Raw genomic sequence first — 16474 nt, 5'->3', positions numbered from 1 at the left:
CCGAACGCGTCGACGCTGATCAGCCGCGCGTTGCCGAGCTGCTTGGCCATGCGCTGCGAGAACAGGTACTGCGTCGCCGGGTCGTAGTAGTTGCCCACCACGACGATCGGGTTCTTCGTCTTGCGGTTCCACGGGCCGATCCAGCGGTCCGGGTTGCGGGCCGGCCAGGTGGCGCAGGTCAGCAGGTCGGACGCGGCCTGGTAGCGGCCGAACGTGGGCGACTCCTCCTCCCACTTCGCCGCGGTCTTCTCCCAGTTGCGGTTGGTGCGGGAGAACGGCTTGTCGGTGCAGTTGACGCCGTAGTACGAGTCGTCGCTCGTGTACGGGGTGTCGGGCAGCGGGTCGACGTCCATGCGGCCGCCGGCGTTGTTCAGCGGCGCGGCCAGCTCCACAGTGGACTGTACGCTGAGGGTCGCGGCGGACGGGTTCAGCGCCAGGTGGACGGTCTGCAGCCAGGCGGCCATGGGCGCGATCCGGGCGATCGAGTACAGGTCGCCGGCGACGCGGCCCACCACGTCGGCCAGCGTGACCTTCGTGCCGTCCGGCAACGTGGCCGGGGCCTTGCCCAGCGCGGTCTTCATGGCCTCGAACTTGCCGCGGGCGTCACCGGCGAACGCGCACTTGGTGACACCGGCGGAGTCGCAGCGCTTCAGCATGGCGTCGAGGGCGATCTCGAAGCCGTCGGCGCGCTGGCGGTCGTACTCCGCGCCGTTGGTGAGACGCAGCCGCGGGTCGACGTTGCCGTCGATGACCATCGCCCGCGTGCGCTGCGGGAAGATGTTCGCGTACGTCGAGCCGATCAGCGTGCCGTAGGAGAAGCCGACGAAGTTGAGCTGCTCGTCGCCCACGGCCTCGCGCATGACGTCGAGGTCGCGCGCAACGGCCTCGGTCGACATGTGGTTGAGGAGCGGACCGGCGTTGATCTTGCAGTAGTCCGTGTAGGCCTTGGACTGCTTGATGGAGCTCGCAATCTCGGCCTTGGTGATGGGCAGGGAGTACCAGCCCTCGTTGACCGAGTCGGCCTCCTCCTGCGTGCGGAAGCAGCGCATCGGCGCGCTGCGGGCCACGCCGCGCGGGTCGAAGCCGACGACGTCGAACCGGTCCAGGACGGACGGCTGGAAGTAGTTCTTCGCGACGGCGCCGCGGATCAGGCCGGAACCGCCGGGCCCGCCGGGGTTGAGGAAGATCGAGCCGATCTTGCGCGACTGGTCGTTCGCGGGCCGCTTCATCATGGCGATGCCGGTCTTCTCACCGCGCGGGCGCGAGTGGTCGACGGGCACCTCCTGAACGGCGCAGGTGAGCTTGGCGCGCTCCTCGGGCGTCACGGAGGCGGGAAGGGTGGCGAGCACGTCGGCCGCGCACTGCCCCCAGGCAGCGGGTCTGACGTTCGAGGAGACCTCGGTCTGAGCGCTCGCCACGCCCAGGCCGGAAACGATGGTGCCGAGCACGAGCGCACTCGCGAGCACGACACGCGCTGAAGAAGATGACGTCACGGATGCACCCCATCACCGACAGTGCACCGTTTGTACCCGCCTATCGTCGGGTGTCCGACGACAGGCGGGCATCAACGAACTAGAACGGTTGTGCGTTCGGCTGGAACACCTGGCCGTTCGCAGGGGCGGTGAGGTCGACGAGGTACCTCGTCACCGCCGCGTCGGCGCCGGCCGAGTCACCGAGGATGCAGTGACCGAACGCGTCGACGCTGATCAGCCGCGCGTTGCCGAGCTGCTTGGCCATGCGCTGCGAGAACAGGTACTGCGTCGCCGGGTCGTAGTAGTTGCCCACCACGACGATCGGGTTCTTGGTGTGGCGGTTCCACGGGCCGATCCAGCGGTCCGGGTTGCGGGCCGGCCACGTCGGGCACGTGAGCAGGTCGGACGCGGCCTGGTAGCGGCCGAACGTCCTCGACTCCCTCTCCCACCTGTCCGCCGTCTGGGCCCAGTTGCGGTTCGAGCGGGAGAACGGCTTGTCGATGCAGTTCACGGCGTAGTACGAGTCGTCGCTCGTGTACGGCGTCTCCGGCAGCACCCGGACGTCGGCCTTGCCGCCGAGGTTGTTCAGCATCGGAACGTCCACAACGGACTGGGCGGTCAGTGCGGCGGAGGGGTTCTGGGCCGCGTGGATCGACTGCAGCCACGTCGTCAGCGCCTTGAACGTGGTCGGGCTGTACAGGTTGCTCGCCGTGCGGCCGACGACGTCGGTCAGCGTCACCTGGGTGCCGCCGGGCAACGTCGTGGGACTCTTGCGCAGCGACTCGCGGATGTTGTCGAACTTCTTGCGCGCGTCACCGGCGAACGCGCAGCGCTCGACGCCGACGGAGTCGCAACGCTTCAGCATCGCGTCCAACGCGATCTCGAAGCCGCGAGCGCGTTCACGGTCGTACTGGGCACCGTTGGTCAGGCGCAGCTGCGGGTCGACGTTGCCGTCCAGCACCAGGGCACGTGACCTGTGCGGGAAGATGTTCGCGTAGGTCGCGCCGAGCAGCGTGCCGTACGAGAAGCCGACGAACGTCAGCTGCCTGTCCCCCACGGCTTCACGCATCACGTCGAGGTCGCGTGCGACCGCTTCCGTCGACATGTGGTTGAGCAGCGGACCGGCGTTGATCTTGCAGTAGTCCGTGTAGACCTTGGACTGGCGAATGGAGCTGGCGATCTCGTCCTTGGTGATCGGCAGGGCGTACCAGCCCTCGTTCACCGCCTCGGCCTCCTCCTGGGTGCGGAAGCAGCGCAGCGGCGCGCTGCGGCCGACACCGCGCGGGTCGAAACCGATGAGGTCGAACTTCTCGAGGATCTCCGGCGTGAAGAAGCTCGAGCCGTACGCGCTGTAGATCAGACCGGCGCCACCGGGGCCGCCGGGGTTGATGAACAGCGAGCCGATCTTCTTCGCCGGGTCGCCGGCGGGGCGCTTCATCATGACGACGCCGGTCGAGTCACCGCGCGGACGCGAGTGGTCGACCGGCACCGCCTGGACCGCACAGCTGACCTTCGTGCGTTCGGCGGCGGGGATCTCGGCGAGCACGTCCGCCGCGCACGGCCCCCACGCGGCGGGTCTGACGGCGGAGGTGGCTCCGGGCTGGGCTGACGCGCTGCCCAGGCCGGTGATGACGGTGCCGAGCGCGAGCGCACTGACGAGCGCCACGCGCACGGCACGGGTTGCTGCAGGAGTCATCGAGCCAGCCCACCACTGACGGCAGGCCGCCAGTACCCGCCTATCGTCGGGTTGTGACCTGAGTTACACCGCTTGGGCTAGCGAGACCGCGAACCGTCCCTCGGCATCGGTCCACCAGCGGTGCAGCGAGAATCCGGCGTCCTCCAACTCCTGCCGCACGCCCTCCTCGCGGAACTTGGCCGACACCTCGGTGCGCAGTTCCTCGCCCTCGCGGAACTCCACGACCAGACCGAGCTCGGCGATGTTCACGCTCATCGCCCGCCTGGCCCGCAGGCGCATCTCGATCCACTCCTGCTCGGCGTTCCACAACGCCACGTGCTCGAACGCCTCGACGTCGAAGTCGCCGCCGACCTCGCGGTTCAGCACGTTCAGCACGTTGCGGTTGAACTCCGCCGTCACGCCCTGCGCGTCGTCGTACGCGCGCACCAGCGTGCCCGGATCCTTGACGAGGTCCGTGCCCAGCAGCAGCCACTCCCCCGGATCCAGCACGTCGCGGACCGTCCGGAGGAACTTCTCCCGCTCCTCCGGGATGAGGTTGCCGATCGTGCCGCCGAGGAACGCGACCAGGCGCGGCGACTCACCGGGCAGCAACGACAGGTGCTGCGTGAAGTCGCCGACCACACCGTGCACCCGCAGGCCCGGGTAGTCCGCGATGATCGCGTGCGCGGCCTCGGTGAGCGCCGACACCGACACGTCCTGCGGCACGAACTCCCGCAGCGTCCCGTGCTCGCGCAACGCGCTGAGCAGCAGCCGCGTCTTCTCCGACGAGCCGGAACCCAGCTCCACCAGCGAATGCGCGCCCGTCGTCGCCGCGATCTCGCCCGCGCGCTCCGCGAGCACCTCCCGTTCGGCACGGGTCGGGTAGTACTCGGGCAACCGCGTGATGTCCTCGAACAGCGCACTGCCCACGGCGTCGTAGAACCACTTCGGCGAGACCCACTTCGGGTCCGCGGTCAGTCCGGCCCGCACGTCGGCACGTAGCGCGTGTGCGGCGTCCTCCGGCTTGAGATGAACGTCCAGCACCGGCTCGGTCATATCGGTCGAACCTCCACAGTGGATGGAACGGCGGTGACCACGTGCCGGTCGGGGATCTCCCGCCAGTCCGGGTCGTCGTCGAGCGGCTCGGACGCGAGTGTCACGCCCTCACCTTTCTGCAGCACCCACAGGGCGTGTGTCCACGTCGTCCCCACGAGCACTTCTCCGTTGGTCAGCAAGAAGTTCAGCCGCGACCTCGGTGCCGCGTCCGCAACCTCCCGCACGAGTTCAACGAGCGTTCGAGCCGGGTTCTTCCCGGTCTCCAGACGGCGTCTGAGGACCGTCCACAACAGCGCGGAGTCGGTCGGCGCGTCCATCGTGAGCAGGTCGGTCACGTCGAGCGTCTTCGCCAGCCCGGCGACGGTGTGCGGCCAGCCGTCGACGCGGCCGTTGTGGCTGAACAACCACGTGCCGTCGGTGAACGGCGCGCACGCCGCGTCCGCCACCGGCATGCCCGTGGTCGCGGACCGGACCGCGGCCAGGAACGCCGTCGACTCCGTGGCCGCCAGCTGGCGCAGGTTCGGGTCGCTCCACAGGGTGCCGGCACGCCGGTAGCGCACCGGGCCGGGGAACCAGCCGACGCCGTAGCCGTCGACGTTGACGGTTCCGCCCGCCCGCATGTCGCCGGGTGCGTAGGACTGGTGCTCCAGCGAGTGCGGTGCGTCGTAGAGCGGGCCGCCGATGGGCATGGCGGTGCCCAGGTAAGCCAGGTGGCGGCACATCCGGCTAGGCGTCCCTGGCGCAGCGGAAGCCGGCGAAGATCTGCCGTCTGATCGGGTAGTCCCAGTTGCGGAACGTGGCACGGATCGCGGACTTGTCGGTGCCGAACGAACCGCCGCGCAGCACCTTGTAGTCCGGTCCGAAGAAGACCTTCGAGTACTCCTCGTACGGGAACACCTCGAAGCCCGGGTAGGGGCCGAAGTCGCTCGACGTCCACTCCCACACGTCACCGATCAGCTGGTGCACACCGGCGGGGGACGCCCCCGCCGGGTACGCGCCGACCGGGGCCGGGCGCAGGTGGCGCTGGTTGAGGTTCGCGTGCTCCTCCGTCGGCTCCTCGTCGCCCCAGGGGTAGCGGCGGGTCTTGCCGGCGGCGGTGTCGAAGCGAGCCGCCTTCTCCCACTCGGCTTCGGTGGGCAGGCGCTTGTGAGCCCACGTCGCGTACGCCTGGGCCTCGTGGAAGCACACGTGCACCACGGGTTCGTCCGGCACGATCGGTTCCGTCACGCCGAACGCCGTGCGCACGAACGAGTTCTCCTCGCGCTGCCAGAACCTCGGTGCCACGAGCTTCGCGGTCGTCCGGTGCTCCCAGCCCTCGTCCGTCCACAGACGACGGTCGTCGTAGCCGCCGGCCAGGATGAACTGGGCGTACTCGCCGTTCGTGACCGGTGTCGTGTCGATGAAGAACGAGTCGACGTGGACGGCGTGTGCCGGACGCTCGTTGTCCAGCGCCCACGGTTCGTCCGAGGTGCCCATGTCGAACGGTCCGCCCGGGATGAACGCTTCCGTCGCGGGGACCAGGGCTCCACCGGGCGGCAACGGTGCGTGCAGCACCGGTTCACCCGTGCGCAACTGGTGCGTCGCCAGCATCGTCTCGTCGTGCTGCTGCTCGTGCTGCACGATCATCCCGAACGCGAAGCCGTTCTCGACGAGCCGGCGCCCCTGCAGCGGCACCTTCTCCAGCACGTCGAACACCTTGCCGCGCACGTCGCCGACGTACTGGCGGGCCTCGCGAGGGTTGAGCAACGGCAGCTCGGGTCGCACGCTGCGCGAGAACTTGAACGCGTCGTAGTACTCGTCGATGTCGCTGCGCACCGGTTCGCGTCCGCCGACGTCACGAACGAGCCACAGCTCTTCCTGGTTGCCGATGTGCGCCAGGTCCCAGACCAGGGGCGACATCAGCTTCGAATGCTGCCGCACGAGGTCGTGCTCGTCGACGGCGTCGGTCAGGGCGGTGGAACGCGCGCGCGAGCGCAGCAGTTCCCCCGCCACCTGCTCGCGGAGGTCGTCTCCATCGATTTGGCGAGTCACAGCTTCCCCTCAAGCTCCCGGCTGATGATGCCGATCTGGTCGTGGGAGAGTCCGGTGCGGGGCAACGCCTCGATGCCCAGCGCCACAACGTCTTTCGCGGCACGCGCGACGCGCTCGTCCGCCAGTCCGTACCGCGCGGCGCTCAGCCACCGGCCGGCGGCCCGTTCCGTCGCCGCCAGCACACCGTCCACAACGGACGGATCGCTGAACAGCGCGACGAGCAGCGCACTCGGCGCGATCCACCCGCCCGGCGCGGGTGTGTCGAGGTACCTGATCTCGATGTACCCGCGCGGCCGCACCGGCGGGAACATCAACGACATGTGGTAGTCCAGGTCGTCGCTCGTGGGGACGCGGTCGTGCGCGCCGTCCAGCCACTCCGCGAACGTGAACCTGCGCGCCGGGATCCAGTTGGAACCCGGCCCGCGCACGACGATGACGGGGGTGTCCACGACTCTTCGCGCATAGGCCTGAGCCGGATCGGCGCACACGGCACTGGGTCTGGTGCGCACGGGATCACAGCCGTAGAGCGCCCGCATGCGCGCGGACGCCCAGTCCTGGTGCATGCCACCGATGCTCGGCGAGTTCGCGAACAACGCGATCATCACCGGGCCGAGCTGGTGCACGGCGGCCCACCTGTCCTGCAGGTGCTTCTGCTCGCCGAAGTCGAGGCACACCTGCAGGCCCGCGGTGTTGCACATCATCGAGATGCCGTCGGCGCCGAGCCCGCCGAACGCGTGCTCCATCGCGGCGTACCGGGGCACCTGCAGCACGCGCGTGGGATGTCTGTGCAGGTCAGCGCCCTTGTCGCCGAGCACGAGGCCGTGGTCGGCCAGCATGGCGGCGAGGTGGGAGATGTCCTGGGCGACTGTGGAGAAGAGGTCCGGGAGGCTGGTGCAGGGAGGAGTGGAGATCTCGACCTGCCCGCCCGGTTCGACGGTCAGCGGGGTGCCGCTGGGAAGCGGCCTCTGCGGGCTGTCCGGAACGAGAGTGGGTGGTGCGTGTTCGCCGAGAGCGGCGGCGAGCCGGTGTTTGTCGAGGACCTGAGCAGGGTCTTCGGCGTGGTGGACGGTCCATTCGAGCTCCACGCCGAACAGCCTCGGAGGCCCGTGTTTGAAACAAACCGAGGCCACGTAAGCCTCGGCCTCGGCGCGATCGGCGAACCTCGCCGGCGCCGGTTGATTACGCAACGCAGTCACGCTGCCACACTCCCCGTGATCGTCTGGCCCGTTCGACGCTACACGCGGGGTCTGACACTCGCAGCCCTCAAAACCTTACGAACCAAGTGAAGCGCCCGTGTGCACGCGTGCACACGGGCACCTGTCCCACTGGATGGATCTACGTCCTGGCATTCGAACGGCCGCGCAGCACCGTGCTCGCGGTCGACGCGTTCTTGATGGCCGTCTCGATCTGCGCCATCGACGAACCGGAGGTGATTCCCGGCACCGTCGCGGTGTTCAACGCGTACAACGTGAACGTGTACGGGTTGGTCGAGCCACCGGGGCAGGGCCCGAAGTACTTCAGCGCGTTGGCACCGGATTCCATCGCCTTCTGCTTCGCCCCGCCCTGGTTCGGCACGGCGAACCCGGACCCCAGGTTCTCCGGCAGCGAGCGGGTGGCACCCGGAATGTCCCAGATCGCCCAATGGAGCTTGTTGCCGTTGTTCACGCGGTCCGCGAACACGATGGCGTAGGCCTGCGCCCCGGCGGACGCACCCCACGCGAACGGCGGCGACGGGTCCTGGCCCGCGGCGCCGTCACCGGCGCAGGTGTGCCTGGCCGGGATCATCGCGTCGTCCGCGAACGCCGGCGACGACAGCGTGAAGGCGCTGCCGCCCTCGTAGACGACGTCGATGTGCAGGACCCGGTCGTTGCCGGCCGACCCGTCCTTGTCGGTCGTCGTGGTCAGCCAGATGTCGCCCTCCTGGTCCACCTCGACCGTCCGCAGGCGGTTGTAGGTGCCCTGGAAGTAGATCTGCTGGTCGACGAGGTTGCCGCTCGCGTCGATGCGCATCCGGTAGATGCGCTGGCCGACGGTGGTGGCGACGAAGACGTAGTCGTTGATGATCGTCAGGCCCGAGGGTGAGGCCTGCGAGGTCGGCCAGGTCTTCTTCGGCGCGACGGTGCCGGCGCAGCTGCCGATCGTGCCCTCGCAGGGCTCCCAGCCGTAGTTGCCGCCCTTGGTGATCAGGTTGACCTCGTCCTGCTGCGAGTTGCCGAACTCCGAGGCCCACAGGCGGCCCTGCGAGTCGAAGTCGAGGCCCTGCACGTTGCGGTGGCCGTAGCTCCAGATCGCCTTGCCGGGGAACGGGTTGTCGGACGGGACGGAGCCGTCCGGGTTGACGCGCAGGATCTTGCCGGCGTTCGTGTTGAGGTTCTGCGCGTTGTTGCCGTTCTGCGCGTCACCGGTCGAGATGAACAGGTACCGGCCGTCGGGGCTGAACCGCAGGCGCCCGCCGTTGTGGTAGCGGTTCTTCGGCACACCGTCGAGCAACGTGGTCCAGCCGGTCAGCTGAGCACCGTCGAACTGTGCCCTGACCAGGCGGTTTCCGCCGCTGTAGGTGTGGTAGACGTAGACGAACCGGTCGGAGGCGAAGTTCGGCGACACCTCGATGCCGAGCGCGCCGCCCTCACCGTTGGTGCCCATGGCGCCGGGCACCTTGCCGACGACGGTCTTGGCGCCGGCCTCGGTCACGCGCAGCACGTTGAACGTCTCGCGCTCGGTCACCAGCGCCGAGCCGTCGGGCAGGAACGCGAGCCCCCACGCGACGTCGACGCCGGACGCGATCTGCTTGACCGTGCCGGGGTTCGGCACACCGGTGCCGCCCCCCGCCGCGGGCTTGACGGAGATCTCGTTCGAGAACGCCGAGAGGTTGCCCGCCGCGTCCTTGGCACGCACCTTCACCGCGTACGTCTGGCCGGTCACCAGGCCGGCGACGGTCGCCGACGTGGCCGAGCCGTCCGCGGTCTGCTTCAGGGCGCCGTCGAAGTGGATCTCGTAGCCGGTGACGGCCACGTTGTCGCTCGAGGCGCCCCACGCGATGGCGACGCTGGTCGAGGTGGCGCCGGTGGAACGCAGAGTGCCCGGCGTGGTGGGCGCCTGGTTGTCCACGGGCGCGGGCTTGGTGCGGCCCGGAACGTTGTTCGAGGCCTGCGAGACGTTGCCCGCGCGGTCCTTCGCGAAGACGGTCCAGTCGTACTCGACGTCGGGACGCAGGCCGGTCGCCGTTGCCTCCAGGACGTTGCCGACGCTCGTGACGAGCTGGCCGTGCTGGTAGACGTCGTAGCCGGTGACGCCCACGTTGTCGGTGGCCGCCTCCCACTTCAGCGACACGGAGTTGTGGGTGGAGCTGACGAACTGCAGGTTGCGCGGCGGCGTCGGCGCCTCGTTGTCCGGCGGGCCGACCAGCACCGCGGTCAGCTTGTCCGCGTTCGGGCCGCCGTTCGCGGTGGTCGCGGTCGCCTTGATCCTGTTCGCACCGGCGTGCAGCGTGACCTTCGCGGTCCGCGTCTGCCACGTCGTCCACGCGCCCGTGCCGGGGAACGAGACGGTCTGCGCGTTCGCGCCGTCCACGGTCACCGAGACCGGCCGGTCGGCCGTCGTCCCGTTGGCGTAGCGGAACGTCAGGTCGTGCTCGCCGCCGGACTCGGCGTTGATCACGTACTCGACCGACGAACCGATGACGTTGTCGTAGTTGACGAACCCGCGGCCGGAGAAGCCCGCCCAGTTGGACTCGACGACGCCCTGGCTGATCGTCGCGTCCTCCGCCTCCTGCTCCAGCGCGGGAACGGACGCGAGCTCCTCGACCTCCAGGTAGTCGAGGTTGGGACCACCGGTGGCACCGGTGGACGTGAGCCTGATCTTGTTCGAGCCCGCGTTCAGGTTCACGGTGTTCTCGGCCGACGCCCACGTCGTCCAGGCACCCGTGGCGGCGAACGCGCGCTCGTCGACGGCGAGACCGTTGTTCACGCTCACGTCGACCGGCCGGTTGTCGGTGGTCCCGTTGGCGTAGCGGAAGACCAGCTTGGCCTGGCCCGCCTTCGACGCGGTGACGGTGAACTCGACCGAGCTCCCCGCGACGTTGTCGACGTTCACGAACCCGGCCCCGGAGAACCCGGCGTGGTTCGACTCCACCACGCCCTGCGAGATCGTGGCGTTCTCCGCTTCGTACCGCACCGGGGCCGCGAGGGCCGACTCCGGTACCGACATCACCGCGACGGCTGTCGTGCAGGCAACACCCATCGCGCCGAACGCGCGAAACGCCCGGCTTCTACTCGGTGCCACTGTTGTGCCTCCCACGAGACGGGTAGGGGGATCACGACGGAGCGGCGGCGGATTCAGTTTTAGACAGGAAAGTTTCTTGACTGTCGCGCAGATCACACCATCGCGCGCCTGCTGAGTCAACCCCGTCCCAGACGAGCTGGAAAGCGCTTACCAGAAACCCGTCACCTGTCCCGGTTCTCCGCGAGGGCGGCGACGAGGTCCGAGACGGACCGGCTGAGCAGCAGGTCGATCACGTGGACGCCGGTGAACTCACGCCGCTGCCACCCCAGGCGCTCCGCGAGCGTCGACAGCTTGGTGAATTCCTGGGTGTCCATGGCGGCAGAGGATATGGGCACGGTGCTGCCCGTTCACGCAGGCCCGGCCGATGATCCACACGAAAGGGATCACCGGGGAAGATCACACCGATGGACGTGTCCAATCCGTACGTACGGATTGGATTTCCCACCCTCACCCTGCGACCATCTACCGGTGCCCAGGGTGAGCCAGGACCACCTCGACGCCCGCCGCCGTCAGATCCTCGACGGTGCGCGTGCCTGTTTCGCGCGACACGGCTACGAGGGTGCCACGGTACGCCGTCTGGAAGAGGCCACAAGCCTCTCCCGCGGAGCGATCTTCCACCACTTCCGCGACAAGGAGTCGCTCTTCCTCGCGCTGGCCGAGGACGACGCGCTCCGCATGGCGGACGTCGTGGCCGAGCAGGGCCTCGTCCAGGTCATGCGCGACCTGCTCGACGAGCCGGAGAAGCGGACTGAGGAGCACGCCGCCGACTGGCTCGGCACGCGCCTCGAGGTCTCCCGCCGGCTCCGCACCGACCCGGACTTCCGGGCGCGGTGGGCCGAGCGCAGCGAGCAGCTCACCGCCGCCACCCGCCAGCGCCTCATCCGGCAGCGCGAAGCCGGCAACCTGCGTGACGACGTCGACGTCACGGTGCTGACCAGCTTCCTGGAGCTCGTGCTGGAAGGCCTGGTCTCGCACCTCGCCATGGGACTCCCGGCAGACGACATGGAACCCGTGCTCGACCTCGTGGAAGAAACCGTGCGGCGACACCGCCGCAACTCTTGAGAGTTCTTCGCGCAAACCTCACTGTGGACACATGTCCACGCTGAAGACCACCGCCCAGTTCTTCGCGCTGCGCACGCTCGTCCGCGGCTACGCGCTGATCGGTGACCCGTACGCGGGCGTCATGGCCTCACCGCCGGACCGCGACCCGTACGCGATGTACGAGAAGGTGCGCGCCAAGGGCGACATGGTGCGCAGCCGCATGGGCGCCTACGTCACGCCGAGCCGCGAGATCTGCGACTCGGTGCTGCGGGACAACAGGTTCATCACCGCCACCTTCGACGAGGCGTCGATGGTGCCGATCACGTTGGTCAAGGACGGCGAGAAGATCGTCAACCCGGTGCAGGACTCGTTCCTGATGAAGAACCCGCCGGACCACACCCGCCTGCGCAAGCTCGTGCAGCCGTTCTTCACGCCCCGGGCCCTCAAAGACCGCACGGCGTCCATCCAGAAGATCGTGACCGACCACCTCGACCGGCTGGGCGACCGCTTCGACGTCGTCACCGAGTTCGCCTCGCAGGTCCCGATCCAGGTCATCGCCGACCTGCTGGGCGTGCCCGACGACCACAAGGACGTCTTCGCGCGCTGGGGCAGCGCACTGGCGGAGACGCTCGACGGCGTGTGGTCGCACCAGCAGCTGAAGGACCTGCACGCCACGATCGTCGAGTACAACGACTTCATCGACGTCCTGATCGACGAACGCCGCCGCAACCCCCAGGACGACATCGTCAGCCACCTCGTGACGCGGCACGAGGACCTCAGCCGCGAGGATCTCGTCGCCACCACCGGGTTGCTGCTCTTCGCGGGCTTCGAGACGACGGTCAACCTGATCAGCAACGGCGTGCTGAAGGCGTTCGAGAACCCGCACACCGTGGCGCCGCTGGCCCAGAGCCCCGAGTACGCCGAGGGGTTCGTCGAGGAGGTGCTGCGGCTCGACCCGCCCGTGCAGTACACGATCCGCTGGCCGAAGGAACGCCTCGAGCTGGCCGGGGTGTCGCTGCCGAAGGGCATGCCGGTGATGCTGGTCCTGGCGGCGGCGAACCGCGACCCGAGGGTCTTCGAGAACCCGCTGGAGTTCGACCCGACGCGGTCCAACGCCCGCGAGCACCTCGCGTTCAGCGCGGGCATCCACTACTGCATCGGCGCTGGTCTGAGCCGCATCGAGGGATCACTGGCGTTGCACGAGCTCTTCAAGCGCTTCCCGAAGCTCGCGGCGGACGGCCCGGTGACGCGCAGGCGCTCGAAGCTGATCCGCGGCGCGTTGCGACTTCCGGTGCGGGCCAACGAAAGCAGCCGATCACTGACGGTGAAGTAATGCTGACCTGGGGCTAGTTTCGTTGCGGCGAGTGCTCGACTTCACCCGGCTGGAGCAATGTTCGTGCCCCAATGACACATCTGCGTAGTGCATTCTTAGAAGTGAGAGGGAGACCCGCCGCACCGCCGCCGCGACGGGCCTCCCTCTCACCTCGTCGAAAGCCTCATTCGACGCCCGACATCAGCTTCTTGATCGCCGGGGCCGCCACCGCGAGGCCGACGCCCAGAACGACAGCCGCGCCGCCCAGCGTGAGGAAGTACGCCGACGGGCTCGTCGTGTAGAACTTCACGAGCTGCGCGGCCACACCGGTACCGGCCGAGCTGGCCAGGAACCACAGACCCATCGTCTGCGACGCGAACGCCTTGGGCGCCAGCTTCGTCGTGACCGACAGGCCGACCGGGGAGAGCATGAGCTCACCGGCGGTCATGATCAGGAACATCACCACGAGCCAGAGCGGCGTCACCTTGCCGTCGGCGGCCGAGTTGCTCGCGAAGTACATGAGCACGAACGACAGGCCGACGAGCACCAGCGCGCCCGCGAACTTCCGCGGCGTGGACGGCGCGCGGTCCTTGAGCTTCACCCACAGCAGCGCGAACACCGGCGCCAGCAGGATGATCATGATCGGGTTGATCGACTGGAACCAGGCGACCGGGAACTCCCAGCCGAACACGTGGTTGTCGACGTTCGAGTCGGCGAACTCCGCGATGACCGAGGCGCTCTGCTCGAAGATCAGCCAGAACATCGCCGCCGCGATGAACAGCGGGATGTACGCGATCACGCGCGGCTTCTCGTGCGGCAGCGTCTTCTTGCTGCGCAGCATGACGGTGAAGTAGCCGATCGGCAGCACGATGGACATGATGCTGATCATCAGGATGACGCCCTCGACACCGCCGAGGAAGAACGCCACCACGCCCAGCCCGACGATCGCCGCGGCGATGAGGCCGATCAGGCCGTAGGTGCGGCCCTTCTCCTGCGCGGGCAACGGGTTCGGCGCCACGGCGGCCGAGCCGCGCAGGTTCTTGCGGCCGTAGCGGTACTGGACGAGGCCGAGCGCCATGCCGACCGCGGCCACGCTGAAGCCCCAGTGGAAGCCGAGTCCGTCCGCGAGCGCGCCGGTGATCAGCGGCGAGATGAAGCCACCGATGTTGATGGCCATGTAGAAGATCGTGAAGCCCGCGTCGCGGCGGTTGTCGTGCTGCTCGTAGAGGCCGCCGACGACGGTCGAGATGTTCGGCTTGAGCAGGCCCGTGCCGAGCACGATGAAGACCAGGCCCGTGTAGACGCCCGCGAGGCCGATCGGCAGGGCCAGCGCGATGTGGCCGAGCATGATCAGGACGCCGCCGTAGAACACCGACCGCTGCCCGCCCCAGACGCGGTCGGCCAGCCAGCCGCCCGCGACACCGGACATGTAGACCGCTGTGCCGTAGATGGCCACGACGGACAGGGCGAGCGCCTTGTCGACGCCGAGACCTCCCTCTGCCACGGCCGTCCACAGGTAGAGGCCGAGGATGGCCTTCATCCCGTAGAACGAGAACCGTTCCCAGAGTTCGGTGAAGAACAGCGTGGACAGGCCTCGGGGGTGCCCGAAGAATCCCTTGTCCTGCGCGGAGATGCTGGCGCCTGGAGCGCTCACAGTCATCGGCCTCTCGTGTCAACGATGTCACGGCGGATTTGGTCGAGATTACGCCGAACGCGCGTACGGTTTGAAATCGGGGTTGCGTCCAAGTGGCCCAACTCTCACGCCGGGGTGCGCACCTGGGCGAGATTTGATGCACTGCTGAGATGGACTTGATCCAGGCGCACGGCGTGGCGATGACGGAGTTCGACCGGCGGGTCCGGCAGATCGCACCGGACCAGTGGTCGCTCGGCACCCCCTGCCGGGAGTGGTCGGTCAGAGACCTGGTCGGCCATCTCGTCCACGAGCAGCTCTGGGCACCTGAACTGCTGGCCGGCTGCACGGCGGCGCAGGTCGGCGACCGGTTCGACCACGACAACCTGGGCGACGACCCGCTCGTGTCCTGGGTCGTGGCGGCCGCTGCCGCGCGAGAGGCGTGGCTCGGGCCGTTCGCGCTGGCGAAACCCGTGACGGTGTCCTCGGGGAAGCTCGACGCCGAGGAGTACTGCTGGCAGATGACCGCGGATCTCGCGGTCCACTCCTGGGACCTGGCGCGCTCGATCGGCGCCGACGAACGCATCGATCCCGATCTCGCCTCGGCCGTCCTGAAGTACGTCGAGCGCAACATCGACGACTGGAGCGGGTCGTCGATGTTCGACTCGCCCGTTCCGGTGTCGCCGGACGCGGACGACCAGACCCGGCTGATCGGACTTCTGGGACGCAACCCCTAGGTTCCCGGTTCTTGCCGAAGCGCCCCGCACCGCATCCCCCTGTGCCTCCCGCGGTGCGGGGCGCTCCTCCCCCGGCAACGATCCCCGGATTCCCCCGAACCGGTGATCGCACCGCATTTCTACAGGTAGATCGTTGTCCGGTGTCGGCGCTCCAGAAGCGGACAACGACCTCCGGACAACGGTTTGGTCTCCTCCAGAACGGCGCCGGGCGTCAGACGACCTCCTGCTCCAGGGTGACGCACCTGATCCCGACGGCGTCGAGGTGCTCGCTGACCCGGACGAACCCGGCACTCTCGTAGAACCTGATGTTCCCGTCGCTCTCGGCGCCGGTGAACAACCAGACCACCGTCACCTCCGCGGGCGCCCGTTCGCTGATCGCTTCGAGGAGCTTTCGCCCGACCCCGCCGCCCTGCACGTCCGGTGCGACGGCCAGCCGGGCGACCTCCATCCGTTCTCCGTCGACCCGGCTGCGCACCGACCCGACGAGCCGCGTCCCGTCGAACGCGCCGAACGCCGGCGTGCCGTCGCCCAGGTGACGCCGGACCTCGTCGAGCGTCTCGACGAGCGGCGGCAGGTCCCACGCGCCGTACCGCCTGGCCTCCGCGAGGTACGCGGCGCGCTGGATCGTCATGACCTCACCGGCGTGCTCACGTGTCAGCGGTCCGATGTGGACGTTCACGGTCCGGTGACCCCCGGCGTCCAGCTCTCCGGCAGACCGCTCTCGGTGAGGATGATCTGGTGGTCGTGGAACCCCTCCGGCGCGTCCGGCTGCCACGGCCACTGCCCCTGCGGCGTCGGCACGATGATCTGCAGCGCCGCGAAGTCCGACCCGTCGTAGAGCAGGTACGCGCTCCCGAAGAACTCGGGGTAGAACCCCTTGTAGACCCGCTCGAACGCGACGGGCACCCCGTCGAAGAAGTCGTCGTAGAGCTTGCCGGGCTGGAACCGCTCGCCCGCGCTGGCCCGCTGGACGTACATGTTGATCAGGTTCTCGCCCATGCCCTGCGGCAGTCCGATCACCACCGCCTCGGCCACGCCGAACCGGCGCCAGGCCCCCACCGAGAACACGTATCCCGCGCCCTCGGCGTCCGGGTTCACAACGATGTTGGTGTGGCCGAACCGGTCGGCCGCGGAGAGCAGGCGGGCGCGCAGCTCGATGTCTTCGTCGGAAAGCACGACACCCAGCCTACGGCACCTCCCCGGCGCCTTATGCCTGCTTGGAGCTGGTCCAAGGCTCCC

At 68.6% G+C, this 16474-nt stretch carries 14 protein-coding genes; 3 read left to right on the top strand and 11 right to left on the bottom strand.

Annotated features, from left to right (window positions below; all coding sequences use genetic code 11):
- The 8 genes from DFR72_RS25670 to DFR72_RS45680 form a co-directional block, all read right to left on the bottom strand.
- A partial coding sequence (locus tag DFR72_RS25670; RefSeq protein ID WP_245983492.1) for an alpha/beta fold hydrolase occupies positions 1-1493 on the bottom strand: 1493 nt, incomplete at its 3' end.
- Between the two features lie 79 nt (positions 1494-1572).
- Positions 1573-3168 carry an alpha/beta fold hydrolase gene (locus tag DFR72_RS25665; protein ID WP_090067003.1) on the bottom strand — a complete coding sequence of 532 codons (1596 nt, stop codon included), beginning with the start codon at positions 3166-3168 and terminating at the stop codon, positions 1573-1575.
- 63 nt (positions 3169-3231) lie between these two features.
- Positions 3232-4203: an L-histidine N(alpha)-methyltransferase gene (egtD, locus tag DFR72_RS25660; RefSeq protein WP_090067002.1), complete on the bottom strand. Its 972-nt coding sequence runs from the start codon at positions 4201-4203 to the stop codon at positions 3232-3234.
- A complete protein-coding gene (egtC, locus tag DFR72_RS25655; protein WP_090067001.1) occupies positions 4200-4925 on the bottom strand; it encodes an ergothioneine biosynthesis protein EgtC in 726 nt (241 codons plus the stop codon). Before egtC ends, egtD begins: the two co-directional genes overlap by 4 nt.
- A 4-nt stretch (positions 4926-4929) precedes the next feature.
- Positions 4930-6234 (bottom strand): ergothioneine biosynthesis protein EgtB, encoded by a 1305-nt coding sequence (gene egtB / locus DFR72_RS25650; RefSeq protein WP_090067000.1) that lies wholly within the window; start codon positions 6232-6234, stop codon positions 4930-4932.
- Complete coding sequence (locus tag DFR72_RS25645) at positions 6231-7319, bottom strand: glutamate-cysteine ligase family protein (RefSeq protein ID WP_245983490.1); 1089 nt, start codon at positions 7317-7319, stop codon at positions 6231-6233. The genes egtB and DFR72_RS25645 overlap by 4 nt, the downstream gene beginning before the upstream one ends.
- A 250-nt stretch (positions 7320-7569) precedes the next feature.
- A complete protein-coding gene (locus DFR72_RS25640; protein WP_090066998.1) occupies positions 7570-10473 on the bottom strand; it encodes a PQQ-dependent sugar dehydrogenase in 2904 nt (967 codons plus the stop codon).
- A 203-nt stretch (positions 10474-10676) separates the two neighbouring features.
- A complete protein-coding gene (locus DFR72_RS45680; protein ID WP_170176390.1) occupies positions 10677-10829 on the bottom strand; it encodes a hypothetical protein in 153 nt (50 codons plus the stop codon).
- Between the two features lie 154 nt (positions 10830-10983).
- Between DFR72_RS45680 and DFR72_RS25635 the strand changes: the two genes are divergently transcribed.
- Complete coding sequence (locus tag DFR72_RS25635) at positions 10984-11577, top strand: TetR/AcrR family transcriptional regulator (RefSeq protein ID WP_090066997.1); 594 nt, start codon at positions 10984-10986, stop codon at positions 11575-11577.
- 31 nt (positions 11578-11608) lie between these two features.
- Complete coding sequence (locus DFR72_RS25630) at positions 11609-12889, top strand: cytochrome P450 (RefSeq protein ID WP_090066996.1); 1281 nt, start codon at positions 11609-11611, stop codon at positions 12887-12889.
- Positions 12890-13052: 163 nt separating this feature from the next.
- Here DFR72_RS25630 and DFR72_RS25625 read toward each other — a convergent pair whose 3' ends face one another.
- The gene (locus tag DFR72_RS25625) at positions 13053-14528 is read right to left on the bottom strand and encodes a peptide MFS transporter (RefSeq protein ID WP_090066995.1); all 1476 of its coding nucleotides are present in this window, start codon (positions 14526-14528) and stop codon (positions 13053-13055) included.
- A gap of 143 nt (positions 14529-14671) precedes the next feature.
- Here DFR72_RS25625 and DFR72_RS25620 point away from each other — a divergent pair, with 143 nt between their 5' ends.
- Positions 14672-15235 carry a TIGR03086 family metal-binding protein gene (locus tag DFR72_RS25620; RefSeq protein WP_090066994.1) on the top strand — a complete coding sequence of 188 codons (564 nt, stop codon included), beginning with the start codon at positions 14672-14674 and terminating at the stop codon, positions 15233-15235.
- Positions 15236-15446: 211 nt separating this feature from the next.
- Here the strand turns inward: DFR72_RS25620 and DFR72_RS25615 are convergent, their stop codons facing one another.
- On the bottom strand, positions 15447-15914 hold the full coding sequence (locus DFR72_RS25615) for a GNAT family N-acetyltransferase (protein ID WP_211335527.1): 468 nt from the start codon (positions 15912-15914) through the stop codon (positions 15447-15449).
- A complete protein-coding gene (locus DFR72_RS25610) occupies positions 15911-16411 on the bottom strand; it encodes a DUF4262 domain-containing protein (protein WP_245983488.1) in 501 nt (166 codons plus the stop codon). The genes DFR72_RS25615 and DFR72_RS25610 overlap by 4 nt, the downstream gene beginning before the upstream one ends.
- Between the last annotated feature and the right edge of the window lie 63 nt (positions 16412-16474).

It is taken from the genome of Lentzea flaviverrucosa, assembly GCF_003350445.1.
GTDB classification, from domain to species: Bacteria; Actinomycetota; Actinomycetes; order Mycobacteriales; family Pseudonocardiaceae; genus Lentzea; species Lentzea californiensis.
The sequence above is the reverse complement of the archived record's forward strand: the minus strand, read 5'-3'. Positions and strand labels throughout refer to the sequence as shown.

Bases quoted from the DNA above. Each gene is read 5' to 3' on its own strand.
- DFR72_RS25665 (WP_090067003.1), bottom strand. From the start codon at position 3,168: ATGACTCCTGCAGCAACCCGTGCCGTGCGCGTGGCGCTCGTCAGTGCG.
- egtD (WP_090067002.1), bottom strand. From the start codon at position 4,203: ATGACCGAGCCGGTGCTGGACGTTCATCTCAAGCCGGAGGACGCCGCA.
- egtC (WP_090067001.1), bottom strand. From the start codon at position 4,925: ATGTGCCGCCACCTGGCTTACCTGGGCACCGCCATGCCCATCGGCGGC.
- DFR72_RS25640 (WP_090066998.1), bottom strand. From the start codon at position 10,473: ATGGGTGTTGCCTGCACGACAGCCGTCGCGGTGATGTCGGTACCGGAG.
- DFR72_RS45680 (WP_170176390.1), bottom strand. From the start codon at position 10,829: ATGGACACCCAGGAATTCACCAAGCTGTCGACGCTCGCGGAGCGCCTG.
- DFR72_RS25630 (WP_090066996.1), top strand. From the start codon at position 11,609: ATGTCCACGCTGAAGACCACCGCCCAGTTCTTCGCGCTGCGCACGCTC.
- DFR72_RS25625 (WP_090066995.1), bottom strand. From the start codon at position 14,528: ATGACTGTGAGCGCTCCAGGCGCCAGCATCTCCGCGCAGGACAAGGGA.
- DFR72_RS25620 (WP_090066994.1), top strand. From the start codon at position 14,672: ATGGACTTGATCCAGGCGCACGGCGTGGCGATGACGGAGTTCGACCGG.